This window comes from Nocardioides sp. CFH 31398 (assembly GCF_022436705.1).
Classification (GTDB): Bacteria; Actinomycetota; Actinomycetes; order Propionibacteriales; family Nocardioidaceae; genus Nocardioides.
Genome location: NZ_JAKUHT010000040.1, coordinates 1 through 20,770 on the forward strand (window position 1 = coordinate 1; position 20,770 = coordinate 20,770).

Below are 20,770 nucleotides of genomic sequence, written 5' to 3' on the forward strand. Positions count from 1 at the left end.
CGGCCCGCCCGGCCCCCTCGGCCTGCCGCCCGGCATGCCGCGCCCGTGGGGTGCCGCGCCGTACCCGCCCCCGGGCGCCCCTGCCGCCGGCGGCCCGTTCGGACCTCCGGGTCCGCCTCGCGCCATGCTCGGGCCCGGACGCCCACCCGTGCCCAAGGGTCGAGTGCCCGGGTGGCTCGTGCCCCTGACCGCGGCCCTCGCCCTCGTGGTGGGCCTGCTCGGCGGTGCCATCGGCGCCGCGCTCGTGAACGGTGGCGCGGGCGGCGGGACCGTCGCCGGCGGCCTGTCCGGCGTGGACCTGCGCACCGACGTGCCGCTCGACGCCGAGGAGGGCTCCGTCGCGGCCGTCGCCCAGGAGCTCCTGCCCAGCACCGTGCAGATCCTCGCCGAGGGCGCGGACGGCGGGGCGACCGGCTCCGGCTTCGTGCTGGACCGCCAGGGCCACGTCGTCACCAACAACCACGTCGTCGCCGGGGCCGCCGACCAGGACGGCGCCATCCAGCTCGTCGACTCCGAGGGCCAGCGCTACGACGCCGAGATCGTCGGGCGCAGCGCCGTCTACGACCTCGCCGTCCTCTACTCGGAGGACGCGCGCGACATGACGCCCGCCGCCCTGGGCTCCTCGAACGACCTCGCCATCGGCGAGGGCGTCGTGGCCATCGGCTCCCCGTTGGGCCTCACCTCCACCGTCACCTCCGGCATCGTGAGCGCCAAGAACCGGCCGGTGACCACCGGGAACGGCGACGAGTCCTCCTTCATCAGCGCCGTGCAGACCGACGCCGCCATCAACCCGGGCAACTCCGGCGGGCCGCTGGTCAACCTCGTGGGCCAGGTCGTGGGCGTGAACTCTGCCATCGCGACCGCGGGTGGCCTGGGCGGCAGCTCCGGAAACATCGGCGTCGGCTTCGCGATCCCGGTCGAGCAGGTCCAGGTGACCGCCGACCAGATCCTCCGCGACGGCGAGGCCCGCTACCCCGTCATCGGCGCCACCGTGCAGACCGGCGGCGGCGGGGACGGTGTCTCCGCGGCACCGGGCGCCACGGTCGAGGAGGTGCTCCCGGACTCGCCGGCCCAGGCCGCGGGCCTCGAGGCGGGCGACGTCATCACCGAGATCGAGGGCACGATCGTCACCGACGGCGAGGCCCTGATCGTCGCGATCCGGACCTACCAGCCCGGCGACACCATCGAGCTGACCCTCGACCGGGACGGTGACGAGCGCCGGGTCGAGGTCGAGCTCGACTCCGAGGTCGGCTGACCGAGTCGGCCCGGACGCACGCTCCGGGGACGCCGAGTCGGCCCGGACGCACGCTCCGGGGGCGCCGAGTCGGCCCGGACGCACGCTCTGGGGGCGCCGAGCCGGCCTGGACGCACGCTCCGGGGGCGCCGAGTCGGCCCGAGATCGTGTCCTGGTTGACGCCGCGCCGGCCCGAACCCCGGTCCTGGCGGACGCCGAGCCGGCGATCTCCGCGCCGGCACTTCTGGGAAACGGCTCGTTGGCGTCGCTGGTGCGTCGGGGCCGACTCGGCGGTGTGGCGGGGTGCGTTGGGGCCGACTCGGCGGTGTGACGGGGTGCGTTGGGGCCGACTCGGCGGTGTGGCGGGGTGCGTCGGGGCCGACTCGGCACGAGACGCGCGCCCGGGCGGATGACTAGACCTCGGAGTCCACCTCGGCGCCCTCAGCGGCGGACTCGGCCTCCGTGAACGGGTGGCGGTCGACGTAGTCGCGGGTCTCGGCGTACATCCGCTGGATGTAGGCCTCCAGCTGCTCGCTCTCCACCCGCCACTGCCCGCGACCACCGATCTTGATGGCGGGCAGGTCGCCCCGGCGCACCAGCGCGTAGACCTGCGCGCTGGAGGTGCTCAGCATCTCCGCGACGTCGGCCAGCGTGAGGAACCGTGGCGTGCCGGGCATGGGGCAACTCTGCCACTGCGCGCCCCCGGCCGCTGGGACGGCACCCCGCCTGTGGAGAACGCCGTGACCACCGGGGCCCCTCCGTCGCAAGATAGGCCGGTGAGCACGCCGCCCGCCGCGACCTCCTCGCCCCTCGGCCCCGACCGCGCCGCCGCCGACGTCCCCCTCGCGACCCGCGCCCGCACCCCGGGGTGGCGCGACCCCCGGCTCTGGATCGGGGTCCTCATCGTGGCGGTCTCGGTCGTGGTCGGCGTGCGGCTGGTGTCCTCCGCGGACGACTCCGTCGCGGTCTGGGGGCTGGCGACCGACCTCGGGGTCGGCGACACCGTCACGGCCGACGACCTCGTCGCCCGCGAGGTGCGGTTCGTCGACGAGGCCGACCTCGCGCTCTACCTCCCGGCGGACGACGAGCTGCCGGCCGACCTGCAGCTGTCGCGGGCGGTCGGGGCCGGCGAGCTACTGCCCCGCGCCGCCCTCGGCGGGTCGGGGACCTCGGACGTCGTCGAGGTCCCGCTGCCCGTGGCGCCGACCGGGATCCCGTCCTCCGTCGGGTCCGGCTCCCTCGTCGACGTGTACGTCGGCCGCGGCAGCCGGGGCTCCGACCTCGTGCTCGAGTCGGTCGTGGTGGTGGAGGCGCCGAGCGGCGCGTCCGCCGAGCTGGGAGCGGGGGAGCCGCAGCGCGTCGTCGTCGGCGTCCCGGAGGACCAGCGCGATGGGATCGCCGAGGCGCTGGGCGGCCTCGCCGAGGGCACCGTCTACCTCACGCGCGTCCCGTGACCCCGCCCGTGCTCTGCGTGCTGCTCGTCGCCTCGGGGGCGGCGTGGGAGTCGACGGCGGTGGGCGTCCTCGGCGAGAGCCCCGGCGTCGTCCTGCTGAAGCGGTGCGTCGACGTCGACGACCTCATGGCAGCCGCGACCACCGGCCAGGCGCAGGCCGCCGTGGTCGCGCTCGACGCCCCGGGGCTCGACGCGGCGGCCACCGACCACCTCCGCCGCCACGGGGTGCGGGTCGTCGCCGTCTCCGGCGCGGACACCGACGAGGGCGCGGCCCGCATGCGCGCGAGCCGGGTGGGCGTGACCGCCCTGCTGCCCGAGGGGCGCGTCGGTGAGCTCGGTGACGTGCTGGTCGCCGCGGGCGCCGACGAGCCCGCCACGGCGGAGGCGGACACCGCCATGGCGGAGGCGGACACCGGGCCGGCGGCGCCCGCACCCGGCCGGGTGATCGCCGTCTGGGGCCCGCGCGGCGCTCCCGGACGGACGCTGCTGGCGACGACCCTGGCGGCCGAGCTGGCGCACCGGGGCGTGCGCACGATGCTGGTGGACGCCGACCCCGGCGGCGGGGCGGTCGCCCAGGTGCTCGGGGTCATGGACGAGGTGTCGGGCCTGCTCGCCGCCGCCCGGCTCGCCGGGTCGGGCGACCTCGAGGCGCGGCTCGCCACGGTGCAGCGGGCGGTGGCGCCCGGGCTCAGCGTGGTCACCGGCCTGCCGCGGTCCGACCGGTGGACGGAGGTCCGCCCGGGAGCGCTCGAGCACCTGCTGGAGGTGGCCCGGGAGCAGGCGGTGGTCGTCGTCGACACGGGCTCGGACCTCGACGACGACGGCGGCGGCGTCATGGGGCGGCCCTCCCGCAACCAGATGACGCTCGGCGCCCTCGAGGTCGCCGACGAGGTCGTCGTGGTCGGCACCGCCGACCCCGTCGGGCTGTCCCGCCTCGCGCGGGGCCTGGTCGAGGTGCGCGACGTCCTGGCCGGTGCGCCGGTCCGGGTGGTCGTCAACCGGATGCGGCCCAGCCTGGGGTGGAAGGAGTCCGAGGTGGCGGCGATGGTCGAGGGCTTCGCCCGGTTGTCCGGGCTGCACTTCGTCCCGGAGGACCGTGCGGGGGTCGACCGCGCCCTGGTGGCCGGGCGGAGCCTGCGGGAGAGCGGCGAGGAGGCCGTCGTCCGGGCGGTGGCCGACCTGGTCGACGCGATGGCGCCGAACACCGTGGCGGCGTCGCCGCGGGGTCGCGGCGCCGCGCGCCTCAGGCGGCGAACAGCAGGAGCAGCCCGCCGCCGGTGAAGACCACCATCACCGCCAGCAGGGGCAGCTGGCCGGTGAGCTGGTGGCGCCGGGGGAGCAGCTCCAGGGCGCGGTCGTGGGCGGCGACCGCTCCGGCGATGTGACCCAGCACCACGCCGAGCACCTTGATGTTCGCGAGCAGGGTCGGGTGCAGCGACAGCCAGTAGCTCACCGACCAGTCCGCCGTGCCGAACAGGTTGCTGCCGTTCGAGAGCGGGTCGCTCATCTGGATCAGCAGCGTCTGGCCGTCCTCGACGAACAGGCTCAGGTAGTGGGCCACGAAGTAGCCGACGACGATGGGGACGACGGAGTGGGCGAACAGCCCGCCGAGGGCCCAGCGGGAGGTGCCCTCGCGCACCCCGGTCGCCGCGCAGGCGGCGGCGAAGAGCAGGCCGGCGAGCAGGCAGAAGCCGAGCAGGGCCGCGGTCGAGAGCAGCGGCGCGGGCACCGCCCCGTCGTACCCGGTCTGGAAGGACACCCAGACCGGCGACTCACGGAAGGAGTCGTAGCTCGTGCTGCCGAACAGCACCGCGACGACGGCGAGCAGCCCGGGGAGCACCGGCGTGCGCGCGAGGTTGGCCAGCGGCGAGCGGACGACGAGCGTCCCGTCGTCGTCGCGGCCCCAGACCGACAGGCGGGCCACCAGGGAGGAGAACACCTCGAAGGGGTCGGCCCGGGCGAAGAACCGGTCGCCGAACAGCACGCCGCCCAGCAGCATCACCGCGAGGTAGGTCGCGAACCAGAGGCGGACCGGGCCCAGCTCGTTGAAGCTGGGGTAGACCAGCTCGAACCAGACGAAGGCGAACAGGCCGAGCGCGGCGGGCCACGTGCCGAGCCGCTCCGGGTAGCGGTAGACGCCCTCGGAGGGGTCGGTGCCCGCCACCTTGGCGACCAGCAGGTTGATCGTGCGGACCGGGCTCAGGGCCCGGTAGGCGTGCCCGAACAGCAGCGAGGCGGGGACGATGCCGACCCACAGCAGGACGTAGAACATCCGGAAGACCGGGTTGATGAGCACGTCCTCGCCGAGCAGGGCGGCGTACACCCCGAAGCCGACGAGGGCGACCCCGACGAGCCGGAGCGTCCAGGCGAGTGCCGCGGAGTCGGCGACCCGGCCGATCGCGGGGACGGGACGGCCGTGCGCCGCGGCGTACCGCGGGGTGCGCCAGGCCAGCGCGAGGACGGTGAAGGAGACCACCAGGGCGCCGACGGCCCCGGCGATCGCGAGGTCGCGGGGGATCGGGAGGTCCTCGGCGTTGCCGACGCCGTGCGCGAGGACGAGCCAGTCCACTCCGGTGAGCCCCTTCTGTCAGAATCGCCCACCAGACTCCCAGAGGAGACAAGGAGCCCGGGCCTCGCCCCGGGGGAAGGTGGCCCCGTGGACCGGCTGCGGCCGCGCGACCTGGCGTTGCTGGCGACGGAGTCGCAGACGCCGGTGCACAACGCGACCGTGGAGATCTTCTCCGGCGGCGCGTCGGGCACCGGCCTGACCCACGAGCGCCTCACCGCCCTGGTCGCGGAACGGATCGCCTTCGTGCCCCGCTACCGCCAGCGGCTCCAGGAGGTGCCCGGCGGCCTCGCCGCCCCCGCCTGGGTCGACGACACCCGCTTCGACCTCGGCTACCACGTCCGGCGCTCCGCCCTGCCCCGCCCCGGGGGCGACGACCAGCTGCGCGAGCTCGTGGCGCGGATCGTGTCGCGACCGCTCGACCGCAGCCGGCCGCTGTGGGAGCTGTACCTCGTCGAGGGGCTCGAGGGCGACCGCGTCGCCCTGCTGTCCAAGTCTCACCCCGTGCTCGCCGACGGGGTGGTCACCGTCGACCTGGCCCAGGTCCTCATCGACGCCGAGCAGGAGTCGCGCTCCCTCGGCGACGCCGACACCTGGTCGGCCCGTCCGCGGCCCGGTGCCGCCGCCACGGCCTTCTCGGCCGTGAGGGACACGGTCCGCGACCCCGGCACCGCGGTCGACACCCTGACCGTCGCCGGCACCGGTGCCCTGCGGGGCGTCGCGCGCGGCGTCCGCCGGGTCACCACGCTGGGCGGTGCCCTGGGCGGCGGGGCGGCCTCGACGTCGCCGGTGACGCGGCCGCTGTCGCAGCAGCGACGGCTGGTGCTGGCCCGCACCGACCTCGCGACCCTGCGCGAGGTCCGCGAGGCCCACGGCGGCAGCGTCAACGACGTCGTCCTGGCCGTCGTCGCCGGAGGCCTGCGGGGCTGGCTGATGACCCGGTCGGAGTCGATGGGCGGCATCCGCAAGCTCCGCGCCCTCGTGCCGCTGTCGGTGTTCGACGACGAGCTGGAGGCGACCTCCCTCGGGTCGCAGATCGCCGGCCAGCTCGTCGACCTCCCGGTGGGGGAGCCCAACCCCGTGTTGCGGCTGCACCAGGTGTCCTACTCCCTCAAGGCCCACCGCGAGGGCGGTCGCGCCGTCGCCGCCCGGCGGCTCGTGTCGACCGCCGGGTTCGCCCCCTCGACGTACCACGCCCTCGGCTCACGGCTGGTCGCCGCGGAGCGCTCGTCGCACTTCGACCTGTCGGTCACCAACGTGCCCGGTCCCCAGCAGCCCCGTTACGCCGCCGGCGCGCGGCTGCTCGCGACCTACCCCGTGCCGCCGCTCATGCCCGACCACGCGCTCGCCATCGGCGTCACGTCGTACGACGGGGGCGTCCACTTCGGCCTGACCGCCGACCGCGACGCCCTCCCGGACGCCGACGTCCTCGGCCAGTGCCTGCTCGAGGCGGTCGACGAGCTCGTCGACTCCGCCCGCAACGCCGGCTCCCGCGCGCCGCGGGGGCGGTAGCCCGCCGGACCCGTCGTCCTCGGGTCCGGGCCCCGTCGGCGGGTGGTCCCGCGGGCCGCCGCGACTTCGACACCGCCGCGGGGCGGGTGACACGATCGGCGCATGGACGCCGTCACCACCCCGCCCGCCCCGATCAACGAGCCGAACCTCACCTACGCCCCGGGCACCCCGGAGCGCGAGGCGCTGCTGACCGAGCTGGCCGCGCTCGAGGGCACCCAGACCGACCTGTCCGCGCACATCGGTGGCGAGCGCCGCGAGGGCGGCGGCGCGGAGATCCCCGTCGTCCAGCCGCACGACCACGCCCACGTGCTCGGCGTGGCGCGCAACTCCACCCAGCAGGACGCGAAGGACGCCGTCGCCGCGGCCGCCGATGCCGCGCCCGGGTGGCGCGACATGCCGGTCGACGAGCGCTGCGCGGTGATCCTCAAGGCCGCCGACCTGCTCGCCGGCCCGTGGCGCCAGCGGATCAACGCCGCCACGATGCTCGGCCAGGGCAAGACCGCGTTCCAGGCCGAGATCGACTCCGCGTGCGAGCTCATCGACTTCTGGCGCTTCAACGTCCACTTCGCGAAGCAGATCCTCACCGACCAGCCGATCGCGAACTCCCCGGGCATCTGGAACCGCACCGACCACCGCCCGCTCGAGGGCTTCGTCTACGCGATCACGCCGTTCAACTTCACCGCCATCGCCGGCAACCTGCCCACCGCGCCGGCGCTGATGGGCAACACGGTGCTGTGGAAGCCCTCGCCCACGCAGCAGCTGGCCGCGTCGCTGACGATGGAGCTGCTCGAGGAGGCCGGCATGCCGCCCGGCGTCATCAACATGCTCCCCGGCGACGGGCTCGAGGTCTCCGAGGTCGCGCTGGCGCACCCCGACCTGGCGGGCATCCACTTCACCGGCTCCACCCCGACCTTCCAGCACCTGTGGCGCACGGTCGGCGAGAACATCGCCGGCTACCGCTCCTACCCGCGGATCGTCGGCGAGACCGGCGGCAAGGACTTCATCGTCGCCCACCCCTCCGCCGACCCCGACGTCCTGCGGACCGCCATGATCCGCGGCGCCTTCGAGTTCTCCGGGCAGAAGTGCTCCGCCGCCTCCCGTGCGTACGTCGCCCGCTCGGTGTGGGAGCGGATGAGGGACTCGCTGGTCAGCGAGGTCGAGGGCATCTCGATGGGCGACCCCACCGACCTGTCCCACTTCATGGGTGCCGTCATCGACGACCGGGCGTTCGCGAAGCACAAGAAGGCGCTGGACCGGATCGCGGGCGTCGACCACCTCCAGCTCGTGGCCGGCGGGCAGTACGACGACTCGGTCGGCTACTTCGTCCGCCCCACCGTCGTGGTCTCGACGGACTCGACCGACGAGCTGTTCACCACCGAGTACTTCGGCCCGATCCTCGGCGTCCACGTCTACGAGGACGCCGACTTCGAGCGGGTGGTCCACGAGATGGAGTCGATCGCCGACTACGCCCTGACCGGCGCGGTCATCGCCCAGGACCGCCGGGCGATCGCCTGGACCCGCGAGAAGCTCCGCTTCGCGGCCGGCAACTTCTACGTCAACGACAAGCCCACCGGCGCGGTCGTCGGCCAGCAGCCCTTCGGCGGCGCGCGCGCCTCCGGCACGAACGACAAGGCGGGCGCGCCCAGCAACCTGATGCGCTGGACGAGCCCGCGCTCGATCAAGGAGACGTTCGTCCCGCCGACGGACTACCGCTACCCGTACATGGGCTGAGCCCCCAGGGCCCCCAGGGCCCTGAGGGCCCCAGGGCGGCGACACGAGGTCGGCGGGACGGGGCCGGGCTCAGCCCAGCCGCTCCTTGCCGACCTCGTGCTCCTTGCGGAGCCCGTCGCGGAGCATGTCCTTGAGCAGGCCCTCGATCTTGCCGCCGACCATGGGCACCTTGACGGTGATGTCGAGGACGATCCTCTCGACGGCGCCGTCGCCGTCCGGCTCGATGTCGAGGGTGCCGGAGACCTCGCCCGGCTTGCCGGGGATCACGAGCGTCACGTCGGCGTGGGTGGCGGAGGTCCAGGTCTCGGTCTGCACGATGGTGACCTCGTCACCGACGATCTTCGTGGCGTAGCCCGGCAGGCCCTTCGTCTTGCGCCCGAACTCGATCCGGACCTCGTCGCCGTCGATCGACACGTCGTGCCGCGTGGCGCCCTGGCGCTCGCACACGGCCTCCCGGAAGCCCTGGTCGTCGAGCATCGCCGAGACCTCGTCGGGGCTGGCGGAGTAGGGCATGTCGTAGGTCAGGCGTGTCGCCATCAGGGTCCTCCCGGGGAACGGCTCGGCGGTACAGGTGTGCACATCATGGGGCATGCCGGAAGGGGCCTCCCATGGCCTAGCCTCGGCAGGTGGTCACCGTCGACGACACCCTGCTGCGCGCCTACTACCGACACGTCCCACCGGAGGAGGTGCTCGAGCGCGAGGCGAACGACCTCGAGGCGGCGTACGACGCCCACGCGGACCTGGCGGCGACCCGGCCGCAGGGCACGGCGCGGGTGCGGGTCCACACCCCCGAGCCCGGCGAGGACGGGTGGTCCTGCCAGGGCCGCACGGTCGTCGAGACCGTCACCGACGACATGCCGTTCCTCGTCGACTCGCTGACGATGGCGCTCGACGAGGCCGGCCACACCGTCCACGTCATCGTCCACCCCCAGATGATGGTGACCCGCGACGTGGCGGGTGCGCTGCGCTCCGTGCGTCCGGCGCCCGAGCCGGGGCAGCCCGACCGGCCGGGCGACGACGAGGTGCGCGAGTCGTGGATGCACGTCGAGATCGACCGCCTCGGGCCGGACGACGACCCGGCCGAGCTCGAGTCCGCGATCCTGGCCGTGCTCCGCGACGTCCGCGAGGCCGTCGAGGACTGGGGCAAGATGCACGCCCGGGTCGGCGAGGTCGTCGCCGACCTGCGCGCGGACCCCGCGGGCGCGCCACAGACCGGGACGACGGGGCAGGTCTCGGAGGCCGTCGAGCTGCTCGAGTGGCTGGCCGACGACCACTTCACGTTCCTCGGGTGTCGTGACCTCACCGTCGCCGGGGGCCGGCTGAGCCCCGTGCCGGGCACCGGCCTCGGCATCCTGCGCTCCGACCCGGACGCCGACGACGCCGAGCCGGACGACGGCTCCCCGCGGCCGCTGCTGCGGATCGCGAAGGCGGACGAGCGGTCCACCGTCCACCGGGCGGCGTACCTCGACGTCGTCGCGGTGACGACGTACGACGAGGACGGCGCCGTCACGGGCGAGCGGCGGTTCGTGGGGCTGTTCTCCTCGGCGGCGTACACCGAGTCGCTGACCCGGGTGCCGCTGCTGCGGGAGAAGGCCGCGCAGGTGCTGCAGCGCCTCGGGTTCGACAAGTCCAGCCACGCCGGCAAGGCGCTGATGGACGTGCTGGAGAACTACCCGCGCGACGAGCTCTTCGGCGCGGGCGTCGACGAGCTGACCCCGCTCGCGGAGCAGCTGATGTGGGCGCGCGAGCGGCGGGCGCTGCGGGTCTTCGCCCGGCGCGAGGGCCGCGGGCGCTACCTGTCGGTGCTCGTCTACCTGCCCCGCGACCGCTACACCACCGCGGTCCGTGAGCGGTTCCGCTCGATCCTGCGCGACCGCCTCGAGGCGGCCACCGTCGAGTTCTCCGTGCGGATCGACGAGTCGGCGATGGCGCGGGTGCACCTCGTCGTGCGCCCGGCCTCCGGCGCGACGCTGCCCGAGGTGGACGACGAGGCGCTGGAGCGGGCCCTCAACGAGGCCTCCCGCTCGTGGCGCGACGACCTGCAGCACGCCCTGGTGTCCGCGCACGGCGAGCGCGAGGGACGCCGGCTGGCCCGCCGCTGGACCGAGGCGTTCCCGGAGGCCTACAAGGAGGACTTCACGGCCGCCACCGGCGCCGAGGACGTGACCCGCCTCCAGGCCCTCGCCGAGCCGGGCTCGAGCGGGTTCGACCTCGCGCTGAGCCGGCCGGCGGAGCTGCCGGACGATGACGACGAGGCCGACGCCCTCCCGCGCGGGGACATCCGCCTGAAGGTCTACCGCGCCGACTCCCCGCTGTCCCTGTCCCACGTGCTGCCGATGCTGACCTCGCTCGGCGTCGAGGTCGTCGACGAGCGGCCCTACCAGCTGACGGTCGAGGGCCGGGACTTCTTCTGCTACGAGTTCGGCCTGCGCCACCCCGGCCGCGAGCCCCACCACGCCGCCCGCCTGTTCGAGGACGCGCTGCGCGCGATCTGGGAGGGCTACAACGAGCCCGACGGCTTCAACGGCCTCGTCCTCGGGGCCGGGCTGACCTGGCGGCAGGCCTCGGTGCTGCGGGCGTACGCGAGGTACATGCGCCAGGGCCTGACGCCGTTCGCCCTCGACACGATCACGGGCGCGCTCGTCGGCAACACCGACCTGGCCCGCGAGCTGGTGCGTCTCTTCGAGACGCGCTTCGACCCCGACCTCGACCTGGACGACGAGGCGCGCGCGGAGCGCTACGCCGAGGTGCGCAGGCGGATCGAGCGGGGCCTGGACGACGTCGCCAGCCTCGACCACGACCGGATCGTCCGCAGCTACGTCGCGCACGTCGAGGGCACCCTGCGAACCAGCTTCTTCCAGGTCGACGACGACGGCCGGCCCCGGGCGCACATGGCGTTCAAGCTCGACCCGGGAAGCCTGCCCGACCTGCCGGCGCCGCGCCCGGCGTACGAGATCTTCGTGTACTCGCCGCGCGTCGAGGGCGTGCACCTGCGGTTCGGGCCGGTCGCGCGCGGCGGGCTGCGGTGGTCCGACCGCCGCGACGACTTCCGCACCGAGGTCCTGGGCCTGGTGAAGGCCCAGATGGTGAAGAACACGGTGATCGTGCCGGTCGGCGCGAAGGGCGGGTTCTACGCGAAGAACCTGCCCGACCCCGGCGACCGCCAGGCCTGGATGGACGAGGGCGTCGCCTGCTACCGGACGTTCGTCTCCGCGCTGCTCGACGTCACCGACAACCTGGTGGACGGCGCGACCGTGCCGCCGGAGCGGGTGGTGCGCCACGACGGTGACGACTCCTACCTCGTGGTCGCCGCCGACAAGGGCACCGCCACGTTCTCCGACATCGCCAACTCCATCGCGCTGGAGCGGGGCTTCTGGCTCGGCGACGCGTTCGCGTCCGGCGGCTCCGTCGGCTACGACCACAAGGCGATGGGCATCACCGCCCGCGGCGCGTGGGTCTCGGTGCAGCGGCACTTCCGCGAGATGGGGATCGACTGCCAGAGCGAGGACGTCACCGTCGTCGGCATCGGCGACATGTCCGGCGACGTGTTCGGCAACGGGATGCTCTGCAGCCGCCACATCCGGCTCGTCGCGGCCTTCGACCACCGCCACGTCTTCCTCGACCCCGACCCCGACGCGGCGACGTCGTACGCCGAGCGGGAGCGGATCTTCGAGCTGCCCCGGTCGAGCTGGGCCGACTACGACACCTCCCTGATCTCCGAGGGCGGCGGCGTCTACCCGCGGACGGCGAAGTCCGTGCCGGTCAGCCCTCAGGTGCGGGCGCGGCTCGGTCTGGACGACGGCGTCGAGCACCTCACGCCGGCCGAGCTGATGCGCGCGATCCTGCTGGCGCCCGCCGACCTGCTGTGGAACGGCGGGATCGGCACCTACGTCAAGTCGTCCGACGAGACGAACGCCGACGCCGGCGACAAGGCCAACGACGCGATCCGGGTCGACGGGCGCGACCTGCGGGTGCGGTGCGTGGGGGAGGGCGGCAACCTCGGTCTCACCCAGCTCGGGCGCATCGAGTACGCCCGGCTCGGCGGCCCCGAGGACTCGCACGGCCGCATCGACACCGACTTCATCGACAACTCGGCGGGCGTCGGCACGTCCGACCGCGAGGTCAACATCAAGATCCTGCTCGACCTCGTCATGGCCGAGGGGTCGCTGTCGGCACAGGAGCGGCCCGCGCTGCTCGCCTCGATGACCGACGACGTCGCCCACTTGGTCCTGCGCGACAACTACGAGCAGAACCTGGCCCTGGCCAACGCCCAGGCGAACGCGGCGGACCTGCTGCACGTGCACGAGGACTGGATGCGCCGCCTCGAGCGCAAGGGCGTCATTGACCGCGAGCTGGAGGGGCTGCCCAGCAGCCGCGAGGTGCGTCGGCGCCTCGGCCGTGGCCAGGGGCTGACGACGCCGGAGGCCGCCGTCCTCATGGCGTGGACGAAGATCGTGCTGGCCCGCGAGCTGGTCGCCTCCGACCTGCCCGACGACCCGTTCCTGCGGATCGACCTCTACAGCTACTTCCCGGCGGCGCTGCGGCAGGACTACCGCCCCCAGATGGAGGCGCACCAGCTGAAGCGGGAGATCGTGACGACCACCGTCGTCAACGACCTGGTCAACGGCGCCGGCATGACCTTCTGGCCGCGCCTTGCCGACGAGACCGGCGCGTCGGCGGCGGAGGTCGTCCTGGCGAACTTCGTCGCCCGTGAGATCTTCGGCTCCCTCGCCCTGCGCGAGGAGCTGACGACGTACGACAACCGGCTCGACGCCGCCGTCCAGACCCGGATGCGCCTCGAGATGCGGACGCTGGTCGAGCGGGCCTCGCGGTGGCTGCTGAACAACCGCCGCGGGTACGTCGACGCGGAGGCCGTCGTCGAGTCGTTCGGCGTCACCGCGCAGCGGCTCCTGCCGATGCTGCCCGAGCTCATGACCGGCCGCGAGCTCGACGCCTTCTGCGCGCGCCGCGACGCCCTCGTCGGCGACGGGGTGCCCGAGGACCTCGCCTCCCGGGTCGCGGCCCTGCCGCCGGCGTACATGCTGCTGGGTGTGGTCGAGACCGCCGGGCGCGACGACCTCGACCCCGTCGACGTCACCCGGCTCCACTTCGTCCTCGGCGAGCGGCTCGGGCTGTCGCTGCTGACGCAGCGGATCCTGGCGCTGCCCCGCGAGGACCGGTGGCAGACGATGGCCCGGGCCACGCTGCGCGACGACCTGCACACCGTCCACCACCAGCTCACCGCCCAGGTGCTCACCGCCACCTCGCCCGACGAGTCGGCGTCGGCCCGGGTCGCGGCCTGGGAGGACCTCGACGCCGAGCTCGTCGCCCGCGCCGTCTCCTCCCTCGCCGAGATCTGCGAGGAGGAGCAGCCCGAGCTCGCCCGGCTGTCCGTCGGCCTGCGCGTCGTCCGCGGGTTGCTGGACTAGGTCCGGGCCGCTCCGGCCCCAGCCGCCCCGGGTTTCACCAGCCGGCTGGTGAAACCCCGACGTGGCCCCCGAAACTTCGGGGCCACGTCGCGACATCGTCAGCCACGTACGCCGGGTGGCTGCGTCAGCTGGCCTTCTTGGCGGCGGTCTTGCGGGACGACGACTTCTTGGCCGCTGACTTCTTGGTGGCGGCCTTCTTGGTCGTCGACTTCTTCGCGGCCGGCTCGTCCTCGGAGGAGTCGGACGAGCCCGTCTTCTTCTTGGTCGACTTCTTCGCCGCCGTCTTCTCCGCCGCCGTCTTCTTCGCCGCCGTCTTCTTCGCCGGCTTCTCCTCCGACGACTCGTCCGCGGACGAGTCGTCGGAGGACTCGCCCCGCGCGGTCTTGGCCGCCTGGACGGAGCGCTGCAGCGCGGCGAGCAGGTCGACGACCTCGCCGGAGGTCTTGGTGGAGGTCTCGGTGCGCTGCACCTCGCCGCCCTCGATCTTGGCGGTGACGACGGCCTGGACGGCCTCGGCGTAGTCGTCGGTGAAGTCGCTGGCGTCGAAGTCCCCGGCGAGGGTCTCGACGAGCATCGTGGCCATCTTGACCTCGTTGTCCTTCACGTCGCCGGCCTCGACGGAGAAGTCCGGGGTGCGGATCTCGTCGGGCCACAGCATCGTCTGCATGACGATGACGTCGCCGGCCTCAGTGGAGCGGACCCGCAGGACGGCGATCGTCGTCCGCTGCCGGATCGCGACGGTCACCACGGCCATCCGGTCGGCGTCGAGCAGCGCCTGGCGCAGCAGCGCGTACGGCTTGGCGCCGGACTTCTCGGGCTCCAGGTAGTACGGCTTGTCGAGCAGCATCGGGTCGATCTGGTCGGCGGGGACGAACTTCTCCACCGCGATCTCCCGGCTCGAGGTCACCGGCAGGTCGGCGAGGTCCTCGTCGGTCAGGACGACCATCTCGCCGTCCTCGGTCTCGTAGCCCTTGGCGATGTCGGCGTACGCGACCTCCTCGCCGTCGAGGGAGCAGACGCGCTGGTACTTGATCCGGCCGCCGTCCTGCGCGTGGACCTGCCGGAAGGACACGTCGTGGGACTCGGTCGCCGAGTACAGCTTCACCGGGACGCTGACCAGCCCGAAGGAGACCGCGCCCTTCCAGATCGCCCGCATCCCCCCAGTATGGGGGCGCCGGACCGGCGGCGTCAGCGCAGGAGCAGCAGCGCGGCGGCGACGCCGACGACGACCACCCCGACGCGCAGGGCGGGGGCGGGCAGGCGGCGGCCGATGCGGGCGCCGACGTACCCGCCGACGACGGAGCCGGCGGCCAGCAGACCGATGACAGCCCAGTCGAGGTCGGCGAGGACGACGAAGATCACCGACGCGACCACGTTCGCGGCCAGGATCGCGACGGTCTTCAGCGCGTTGACGACGCGCAGCTCGATGTCGAGGCCGAGGGCCAGGACGGCCAGCGCCATCACGCCCGAGCCGGCGCCGAAGTAGCCGCCGTAGACGCCCGTGACGGCCGTGGCGAGGGTCGTGAGGGGCCCCATCGTGGTGCGCTCGACGGGGGTGGTGCCGCGGGCCTCCGCCCGCCGTCGCACGGCCGCGGAGATGCGTGGCTGCGCGCCCACGAGGAGGCAGGTGAACAGGATCAGCCAGGGCACGACCGCCTCGAACACCCCCGGCGGCAGCACGAGGAGCAGCAGGGCCCCCGCCACCGAGCCGACGGCGCAGACGGCGAGGACGACGGCGGTGACGCGGGGGTGCTCGCGGAGCTCGGCACGGTAGCCGAACGAGCCCGACAGCGCCCCCGGGGTCAGCCCGATGGTGTTCGACGCGTTCGCGACGACGGGCGGCAGGCCGACGGCGAGCAGGACGGGGAAGCTCAGCAGCGAGGCCACGCCGACGGTGGCGGTGAGGACGCCGGCGCCGAGCCCCGCGCCGAGGACGGCGAGCGCCTCGAGCGGCGTCACGGGGTCGGGCCCTCCCGCAGCAGCGCGACGTCGCCGACCTTCACGACGTGGGCGTGCATGGCCTCCGCGGCCGCGGCGGGGTCGCGGTCGCGGATCGCGTCGGCGACGGCGCGGTGTCCCGCGAGGGAGTCGGCGGGCCGGCCCGGCTGACCGAGGGACTCCACCCGGGTCTCCCGCACCAGGCTCGCGATCTCGGCCATCATCTGGGCGAGCACCGAGGAGTGGGCCGCCGCGGTGACCGCGGCGTGGAACCGCTCGTCGGCCTCGATGCCGCGCCCGCCGGCGGCGACGTCGTCCGCCATGACCTGCAGGGCGGCGTCGATCTCGGCCAGGTCGGCGTCGGTACGGCGCTCCGCCGCCAGCGCCGCGATCTTCGTCTCCAGGGCGTCCCGGGCGTCGAGGACGTCGGGGAGCCGGTCGGCGTGGTCCCGCACGGACTGCAGGACCCGGCCCGTGCCGGCGCCGGTGCCGGTCCGGGCGACGACCGTGCCGTCGCCGTGCCGGACCTCGACCACACCGACCACCTCGAGCGCGACCAGCGCCTGGCTGAGGGTGGCGCGACTGACCCCGAGCCGCTCGGCCAGCTCGCGCTCGGCGGGCAGCTTGTCGCCGGGCCGCAGGTCACGGGCGCCGATCCACTCGGAGATCTGCTCGGCCACCTGCTCGTAGAGCCGGCTGCGGCGCAGGCGGCGGGGGAGGTCGGTGTCGGTCACGCGGGCCAGCGTATTGACGGATGGCGCACTGACCTATTGGCTAGGCCACTGCGCCAGTGATCGGCGTCACGTCAGCCCCGGGAGGCCGGGGCGGGAGGAGGTCCGCATGGGACCGGAATACGTCGCGATCATCGCGCTCGTCGCGCTGTTCGTGATCGGCACGGTGCTGCCGGTGAACATGGGAGCGCTGGGCTTCGTCGCCGCCTGGCTCGTCGGGATGTACTCCCTCGGCCTCGACGAGTCCGAGATCATCGGCGGGCTCAGCGGCGACCTCGTGCTGACGATCGTCGGGGTGACCTACCTCTTCGCGATCGCCAACAACAACGGCACGGTCGAGCTGATCGTGGATACCGCGGTCAAGGCCGTCGGCGGCCGGGTCGCGCTGATCCCGTGGGTGATGTTCGCGGTCACCGCGATCCTCACCGGCGTCGGCGCCGTCAGCCCCGCGGCCTGCGCCATCGTCGGGCCGATCGCGCTCGGCTTCGCCGGGCGCTACAACATCAACCCGCTGATGATGGGCATGTTCGTCGTCCACGGCGCCCAGGGCGGCGGCTTCTCGCCCATCAGCATCTACGGCTCGGTCACCAACGGCGTCATGGCCGAGGCCGGGCTGCCGAGCTCCGAGCTCGTCATCTTCCTGTCCAGCCTCGTCGTGAACCTGCTGATGGCGCTGCTGCTCTTCGTCCTGCTCGGCGGACGACGGCTCATGGGCATGCGGATCGACCCCTCGCAGGAGGACGTCGAGGACAAGGACGGCGCGGACGGCACCGGTGGCACCGCGACGCAGACGCGCCCCACCGCCCGCCGCGCCCGCACCGACCAGGTCCTGACCCTCGTGGCGTTCGTCGGTGTCGCGGCGATCGCGCTGGCCTTCGAGCGCAACATCGGCTTCGTCGCGATCACCGCCGCCGTCCTGCTCACGATGCTCTCCCCGGCGCAGAACTCCGGCGCCGTGAAGCAGGTCGCCTGGCCGACCGTGCTCCTCGTCGCGGGCGTCAGCACCTACGCGTTCGTCCTCGTCGAGGCGGGCAGCTCGGAGTTCGTCGGCCGCTGGGCGGCCGGCCTCGGCGCGGCCGCGATCGGGGCCCTGATCCTCTGCTACGTCGGCGGCATCGTGTCCGCTTTCGCGTCGTCCACCGCGCTGCTGCCGGTGATCATCCCGATCGGCCTGCCCCTCATCGCGGAGGGCGGGATCTCCGCCGGGCTCTTCGTCGCCGCCCTCGCGGTGAGCTCGACGATCGTCGACGTCAGCCCCTTCTCGACCAACGGGGCCCTCATGCTGGCGAACCGCCCCGACAACATCGGCGAGCGGGACTACTACCGTCAGATCCTCACGTACGGCGTCATCGTGACGCTGGCCGGACCGCTCCTCGTATGGGCAGCCCTCGTGCTGCCGGGATGGTGAGACCCATGACCCAGACCAGCGCCGGCGGGGGAGGCCCGCTGGCCGACGTGACCGTCGTCGACCTGTCCCGCGCCCTCGCCGGGCCCCACGCGACCCAGATGCTCGGCGACCTCGGCGCCCGCGTCGTGAAGGTCGAGACCCCCGGCGCCGGCGACGACTCCCGCGGCTGGGGCCCGCCGTTCGTCGGGGACGAGCACCACGTCTCGACCTACTTCCTCTCCGCCAACCGCAACAAGGAGTCGATCGCCCTCGACCTGAAGTCCGAGGCCGACAAGCAGGTCCTGCTGGGCCTCGTCGACGCCGCCGACGTGCTGGTCGAGAACTTCCGCACCGGCGTGCTGGAGCGCCTCGGGCTCGGCGTCGCCGACCTCTGCGCCCGCAACCCGCGGCTCGTCGTCCTGTCGATCACCGGGTTCGGCCACGACGGCCCCGAGGGTGGTCGCGCGGGGTACGACCAGATCGCCCAGGGCGAGGCCGGGCTGATGTCGCTGACCGGCGCGGACCCGGAGCACCCGCAGAAGTTCGGGGTCCCGATCGCCGACCTGCTCGCCGGGATGTACGGCGCGTACGGCGTCCTCGCCGCGCTCCACGAGCGCGCCACCACCGGCGTGGGCCGCGTCGTGCGGACCTCCCTGCTCGCGGCGAGCATCGGCGTCCACGCCTACCAGGGCACCCGGTGGACCGTCGCCGGCGAGGTCGCGAGGGCCGCCGGCAACCACCACCCGTCGATCTCGCCGTACGGGTTGTTCCACTGCCGCGACGGGATCGTCCAGATCGCCGTCGGCAGCGAGGGCCTGTGGCGGCGTCTGTGCTCGGCGTTCGACCTGGACCCGCACGCCGAGGGCCTCGCGACCAACGTCGAGCGGGTCGGCAACCGCGAGCGCGTCATCGAGGTCGTCGAGGCGGCGTTCGCCGACCACGACGCCGAGCCGCTGCTCGCCCGCCTGGCCGACGCCGGTGTCCCGGCGGGCAAGGTCCGCACGATGGACGACGTCTACACGTGGCACCAGGTCGCCAGCCAGGGCCTGCTCGTGGACGTCGAGCACCCCGTCCTCGGCACGGTGACGCTGCCCGGGCCGCCCCTGCGGTTCTTCGACGCCGACGGCACCGAGGTCACGCACCGCGACTTCACCCCGCCGCCCGCGCTGGACGAGCACGGCGCGGCCATCCGCTCGTCCGTCGGAGCGGCACCGCGCGACCCGGGGGCGCAGGAGGGGACGGCGTGACCGCTCGCCGCTGGGGCGTCCGCGACCTGCTCGACCTGGTCCTCGACGAGGGGTCGTTCGAGTCGTGGGACACCGAGATCGACATCACCGGGCACTCGGAGGAGTACCAGGCGACCCTGCGGGCCGCGGCGGAGAAGGCGGGCACTGACGAGTCGGTCGTCACCGGCCGCGGACTGATGCACGGCCGGCCGGTGGCGGTCGTGGCGAATGAGTTTCGCTTCCTCGCCGGCTCGATCGGGCGGGCCGCTGCCGAGCGCATCGTCGCCGCCGTCCGCCGGGCGACCGCGGAGGGGCTCCCCGTCCTTGCTACCACCGCCTCCGGCGGCACCCGGATGCAGGAGGGCACCCCCGCCTTCGTCCGGATGGTCGACATCTCCCGCGCCGTCATGGAGCACCGGGCCGCGGGTCTGCCCTACCTCGTCTACCTGCGCGGACCGACGCTCGGCGGGGTCTTCGCCTCGTGGGGCTCGCTGGCCCACGTGACCGTGGCCGAGCCCGGTGCGCTGGTGGGCTTCCTGGGCCCCAAGGTGTTCGAGGCGCTGAACGGCGAGCCGTTCCCCACCGACGTCCAGACCGCGGAGAACCTCGCGGCCAAGGGCGTCATCGACGCCGTCGTCCCCGCCGAGCAGCTGCCCGTGCTGGTCGACCGCGCGCTGTCCGTGCTCGTCGACCCGCCGTCCGCGCCGGAGCTGGAGGTGCGCACCGGCGGGATCGCGACCGCGCCGGGGGCGTGGGACTCCATCCAGGCCACCCGGGCCCGCGAGCGCGCCGGAGTCCGCGACCTGCTGCGGCACGGCGGCGCGGGGACGGTGCGACTGCGCGGCACCGACGAGGGGGAGCACGACTCGACGGTCCTCGTCGCGCTGACCCGCCTCGACGGGCAGCCGTGCGTCGTCGTCGGTCAGGACCGGACCCGTCAGACCCGCGCCACCCCGATGGGTCCCGGCGCGCTGCGCGAGGCCCGGCGCGCGATGCGGCTCGCCGAGGAGCTCGGGCTGCCGCTCGTCACCGTGATCGACACCCCCGGCGCGGAGCTGTCCGCCCGCGCCGAGGAGGGCGCCATCGCCGGCGAGATCGCCCGGTGCATCGCCACCCTGGCCACGATGCGGGTGCCGACGCTGTCCGTCGTCCTCGGTCAGGGCTGCGGCGGCGGGGCGCTGGCGCTGCTGCCGGCGTGGGAGTCGATCGCCACCGAGCGGGCCTGGCTCTCGCCGCTGCCGCCGGAGGGCGCGAGCGCGATCGTGCACGGCGGCGACACGTCGCACGCCGCGCGGATGGCCGAGCACCAGCAGGTCCGCGCCGTCGACCTGCTCGCCGACGACACCGTGCAGCACGTCGTGCCGGAGACCGACGGCGAGTCCGCCCGCTCGCTCGCCGTCGCCGTGGTCGCCGAGATCGCCTCCCGGATCGCCCGCCTGCGCGAGACGGGCCCACCCGGCGACCGCCCCTGAGGCGGTCGAGCAGGGGGCGACCGTCGGCCTGAGGTGGTCGACCAGGGAGCGAGCCCTGGCGAGCGACCGCGTCGAGACCGCCGATCCCTCA

At 74.0% G+C, this 20,770-nt stretch carries 15 protein-coding genes; 9 read left to right on the forward strand and 6 right to left on the reverse strand.

Annotation, left to right across the window (positions count from 1 at the left end):
* A partial coding sequence (locus MJ876_RS20925) for a S1C family serine protease (protein ID WP_240239374.1) occupies window positions 1–1,255 on the forward strand: 1,255 nt, incomplete at its 5' end.
* 392 nt (window positions 1,256–1,647) lie between these two features.
* On the opposite strand, the gene MJ876_RS20930 is transcribed toward MJ876_RS20925, so the two are convergent.
* Window positions 1,648–1,911, reverse strand: a complete 264-nt coding sequence (locus tag MJ876_RS20930; protein WP_240239376.1) for a helix-turn-helix domain-containing protein — start codon at window positions 1,909–1,911, stop codon at window positions 1,648–1,650.
* A 99-nt stretch (window positions 1,912–2,010) separates the two neighbouring features.
* On the opposite strand from MJ876_RS20930, the gene MJ876_RS20935 reads away from it, so the two are divergent.
* Both MJ876_RS20935 and MJ876_RS20940 read left to right on the forward strand, forming a co-directional pair.
* Window positions 2,011–2,688, forward strand: a complete 678-nt coding sequence (locus MJ876_RS20935; protein ID WP_240239378.1) for a hypothetical protein — start codon at window positions 2,011–2,013, stop codon at window positions 2,686–2,688.
* Window positions 2,685–3,968: a hypothetical protein gene (locus MJ876_RS20940; RefSeq protein ID WP_240239380.1), complete on the forward strand. Its 1,284-nt coding sequence runs from the start codon at window positions 2,685–2,687 to the stop codon at window positions 3,966–3,968. Before MJ876_RS20935 ends, MJ876_RS20940 begins: the two co-directional genes overlap by 4 nt.
* Here MJ876_RS20940 and MJ876_RS20945 read toward each other — a convergent pair.
* Window positions 3,931–5,256: a hypothetical protein gene (locus tag MJ876_RS20945; protein WP_240239382.1), complete on the reverse strand. Its 1,326-nt coding sequence runs from the start codon at window positions 5,254–5,256 to the stop codon at window positions 3,931–3,933. The genes MJ876_RS20940 and MJ876_RS20945 overlap by 38 nt on opposite strands.
* 87 nt (window positions 5,257–5,343) lie before the next feature.
* Here MJ876_RS20945 and MJ876_RS20950 point away from each other — a divergent pair, with 87 nt between their 5' ends.
* Both MJ876_RS20950 and pruA read left to right on the forward strand, forming a co-directional pair.
* Window positions 5,344–6,765 (forward strand): wax ester/triacylglycerol synthase family O-acyltransferase, encoded by a 1,422-nt coding sequence (locus tag MJ876_RS20950; RefSeq protein ID WP_240239383.1) that lies wholly within the window; start codon window positions 5,344–5,346, stop codon window positions 6,763–6,765.
* Between the two features lie 102 nt (window positions 6,766–6,867).
* The gene (gene pruA, locus MJ876_RS20955) at window positions 6,868–8,496 is read left to right on the forward strand and encodes an L-glutamate gamma-semialdehyde dehydrogenase (RefSeq protein ID WP_240239384.1); all 1,629 of its coding nucleotides are present in this window, start codon (window positions 6,868–6,870) and stop codon (window positions 8,494–8,496) included.
* A 69-nt stretch (window positions 8,497–8,565) separates the two neighbouring features.
* Here the strand turns inward: pruA and MJ876_RS20960 are convergent, their stop codons facing one another.
* Window positions 8,566–9,033 carry a DUF2505 domain-containing protein gene (locus MJ876_RS20960; protein ID WP_240239385.1) on the reverse strand — a complete coding sequence of 156 codons (468 nt, stop codon included), beginning with the start codon at window positions 9,031–9,033 and terminating at the stop codon, window positions 8,566–8,568.
* Window positions 9,034–9,122: 89 nt separating this feature from the next.
* Here MJ876_RS20960 and MJ876_RS20965 point away from each other — a divergent pair, with 89 nt between their 5' ends.
* Entirely contained in the window at window positions 9,123–13,925 is a 4,803-nt protein-coding gene (locus MJ876_RS20965) for an NAD-glutamate dehydrogenase (RefSeq protein ID WP_240239386.1), read from the forward strand.
* A 124-nt stretch (window positions 13,926–14,049) separates the two neighbouring features.
* Here MJ876_RS20965 and MJ876_RS20970 read toward each other — a convergent pair whose 3' ends face one another.
* From MJ876_RS20970 to MJ876_RS20980, 3 genes are read right to left on the reverse strand one after another with little or no spacing between them, the layout of a single operon-like run.
* Window positions 14,050–15,081: a Ku protein gene (locus MJ876_RS20970; protein ID WP_240239387.1), complete on the reverse strand. Its 1,032-nt coding sequence runs from the start codon at window positions 15,079–15,081 to the stop codon at window positions 14,050–14,052.
* A gap of 32 nt (window positions 15,082–15,113) precedes the next feature.
* On the reverse strand, window positions 15,114–15,884 hold the full coding sequence (locus MJ876_RS20975) for a sulfite exporter TauE/SafE family protein (RefSeq protein ID WP_240239388.1): 771 nt from the start codon (window positions 15,882–15,884) through the stop codon (window positions 15,114–15,116).
* On the reverse strand, window positions 15,881–16,597 hold the full coding sequence (locus MJ876_RS20980; protein ID WP_240239389.1) for a FadR/GntR family transcriptional regulator: 717 nt from the start codon (window positions 16,595–16,597) through the stop codon (window positions 15,881–15,883). Before MJ876_RS20980 ends, MJ876_RS20975 begins: the two co-directional genes overlap by 4 nt.
* A 106-nt stretch (window positions 16,598–16,703) precedes the next feature.
* Here MJ876_RS20980 and MJ876_RS20985 point away from each other — a divergent pair, with 106 nt between their 5' ends.
* The 3 genes from MJ876_RS20985 to MJ876_RS20995 are packed head-to-tail and all read left to right on the forward strand — an operon-like array spanning window position 16,704 to window position 20,679.
* Window positions 16,704–18,002: an SLC13 family permease gene (locus MJ876_RS20985; protein ID WP_240239391.1), complete on the forward strand. Its 1,299-nt coding sequence runs from the start codon at window positions 16,704–16,706 to the stop codon at window positions 18,000–18,002.
* 5 nt (window positions 18,003–18,007) lie between these two features.
* Window positions 18,008–19,228, forward strand: coding sequence for a CaiB/BaiF CoA-transferase family protein (locus MJ876_RS20990; RefSeq protein ID WP_240239393.1), 1,221 nt, complete (start codon window positions 18,008–18,010; stop codon window positions 19,226–19,228).
* Window positions 19,225–20,679 (forward strand): acetyl-CoA carboxylase carboxyltransferase subunit alpha/beta, encoded by a 1,455-nt coding sequence (locus MJ876_RS20995; RefSeq protein WP_240239395.1) that lies wholly within the window; start codon window positions 19,225–19,227, stop codon window positions 20,677–20,679. The genes MJ876_RS20990 and MJ876_RS20995 overlap by 4 nt, the downstream gene beginning before the upstream one ends.
* Window positions 20,680–20,770: the final 91 nt, after the last annotated feature.

What these genes read in the sequence shown, in the direction of transcription:
- MJ876_RS20930 (WP_240239376.1), bottom strand. Translation starts at nt 1,911, where the DNA reads ATGCCCGGCACGCCACGGTTCCTCACGCTGGCCGACGTCGCGGAGATG.
- pruA (WP_240239384.1), top strand. Translation starts at nt 6,868, where the DNA reads ATGGACGCCGTCACCACCCCGCCCGCCCCGATCAACGAGCCGAACCTC.
- MJ876_RS20960 (WP_240239385.1), bottom strand. Translation starts at nt 9,033, where the DNA reads ATGGCGACACGCCTGACCTACGACATGCCCTACTCCGCCAGCCCCGAC.
- MJ876_RS20970 (WP_240239387.1), bottom strand. Translation starts at nt 15,081, where the DNA reads ATGCGGGCGATCTGGAAGGGCGCGGTCTCCTTCGGGCTGGTCAGCGTC.
- MJ876_RS20985 (WP_240239391.1), top strand. Translation starts at nt 16,704, where the DNA reads ATGGGACCGGAATACGTCGCGATCATCGCGCTCGTCGCGCTGTTCGTG.
- MJ876_RS20990 (WP_240239393.1), top strand. Translation starts at nt 18,008, where the DNA reads ATGACCCAGACCAGCGCCGGCGGGGGAGGCCCGCTGGCCGACGTGACC.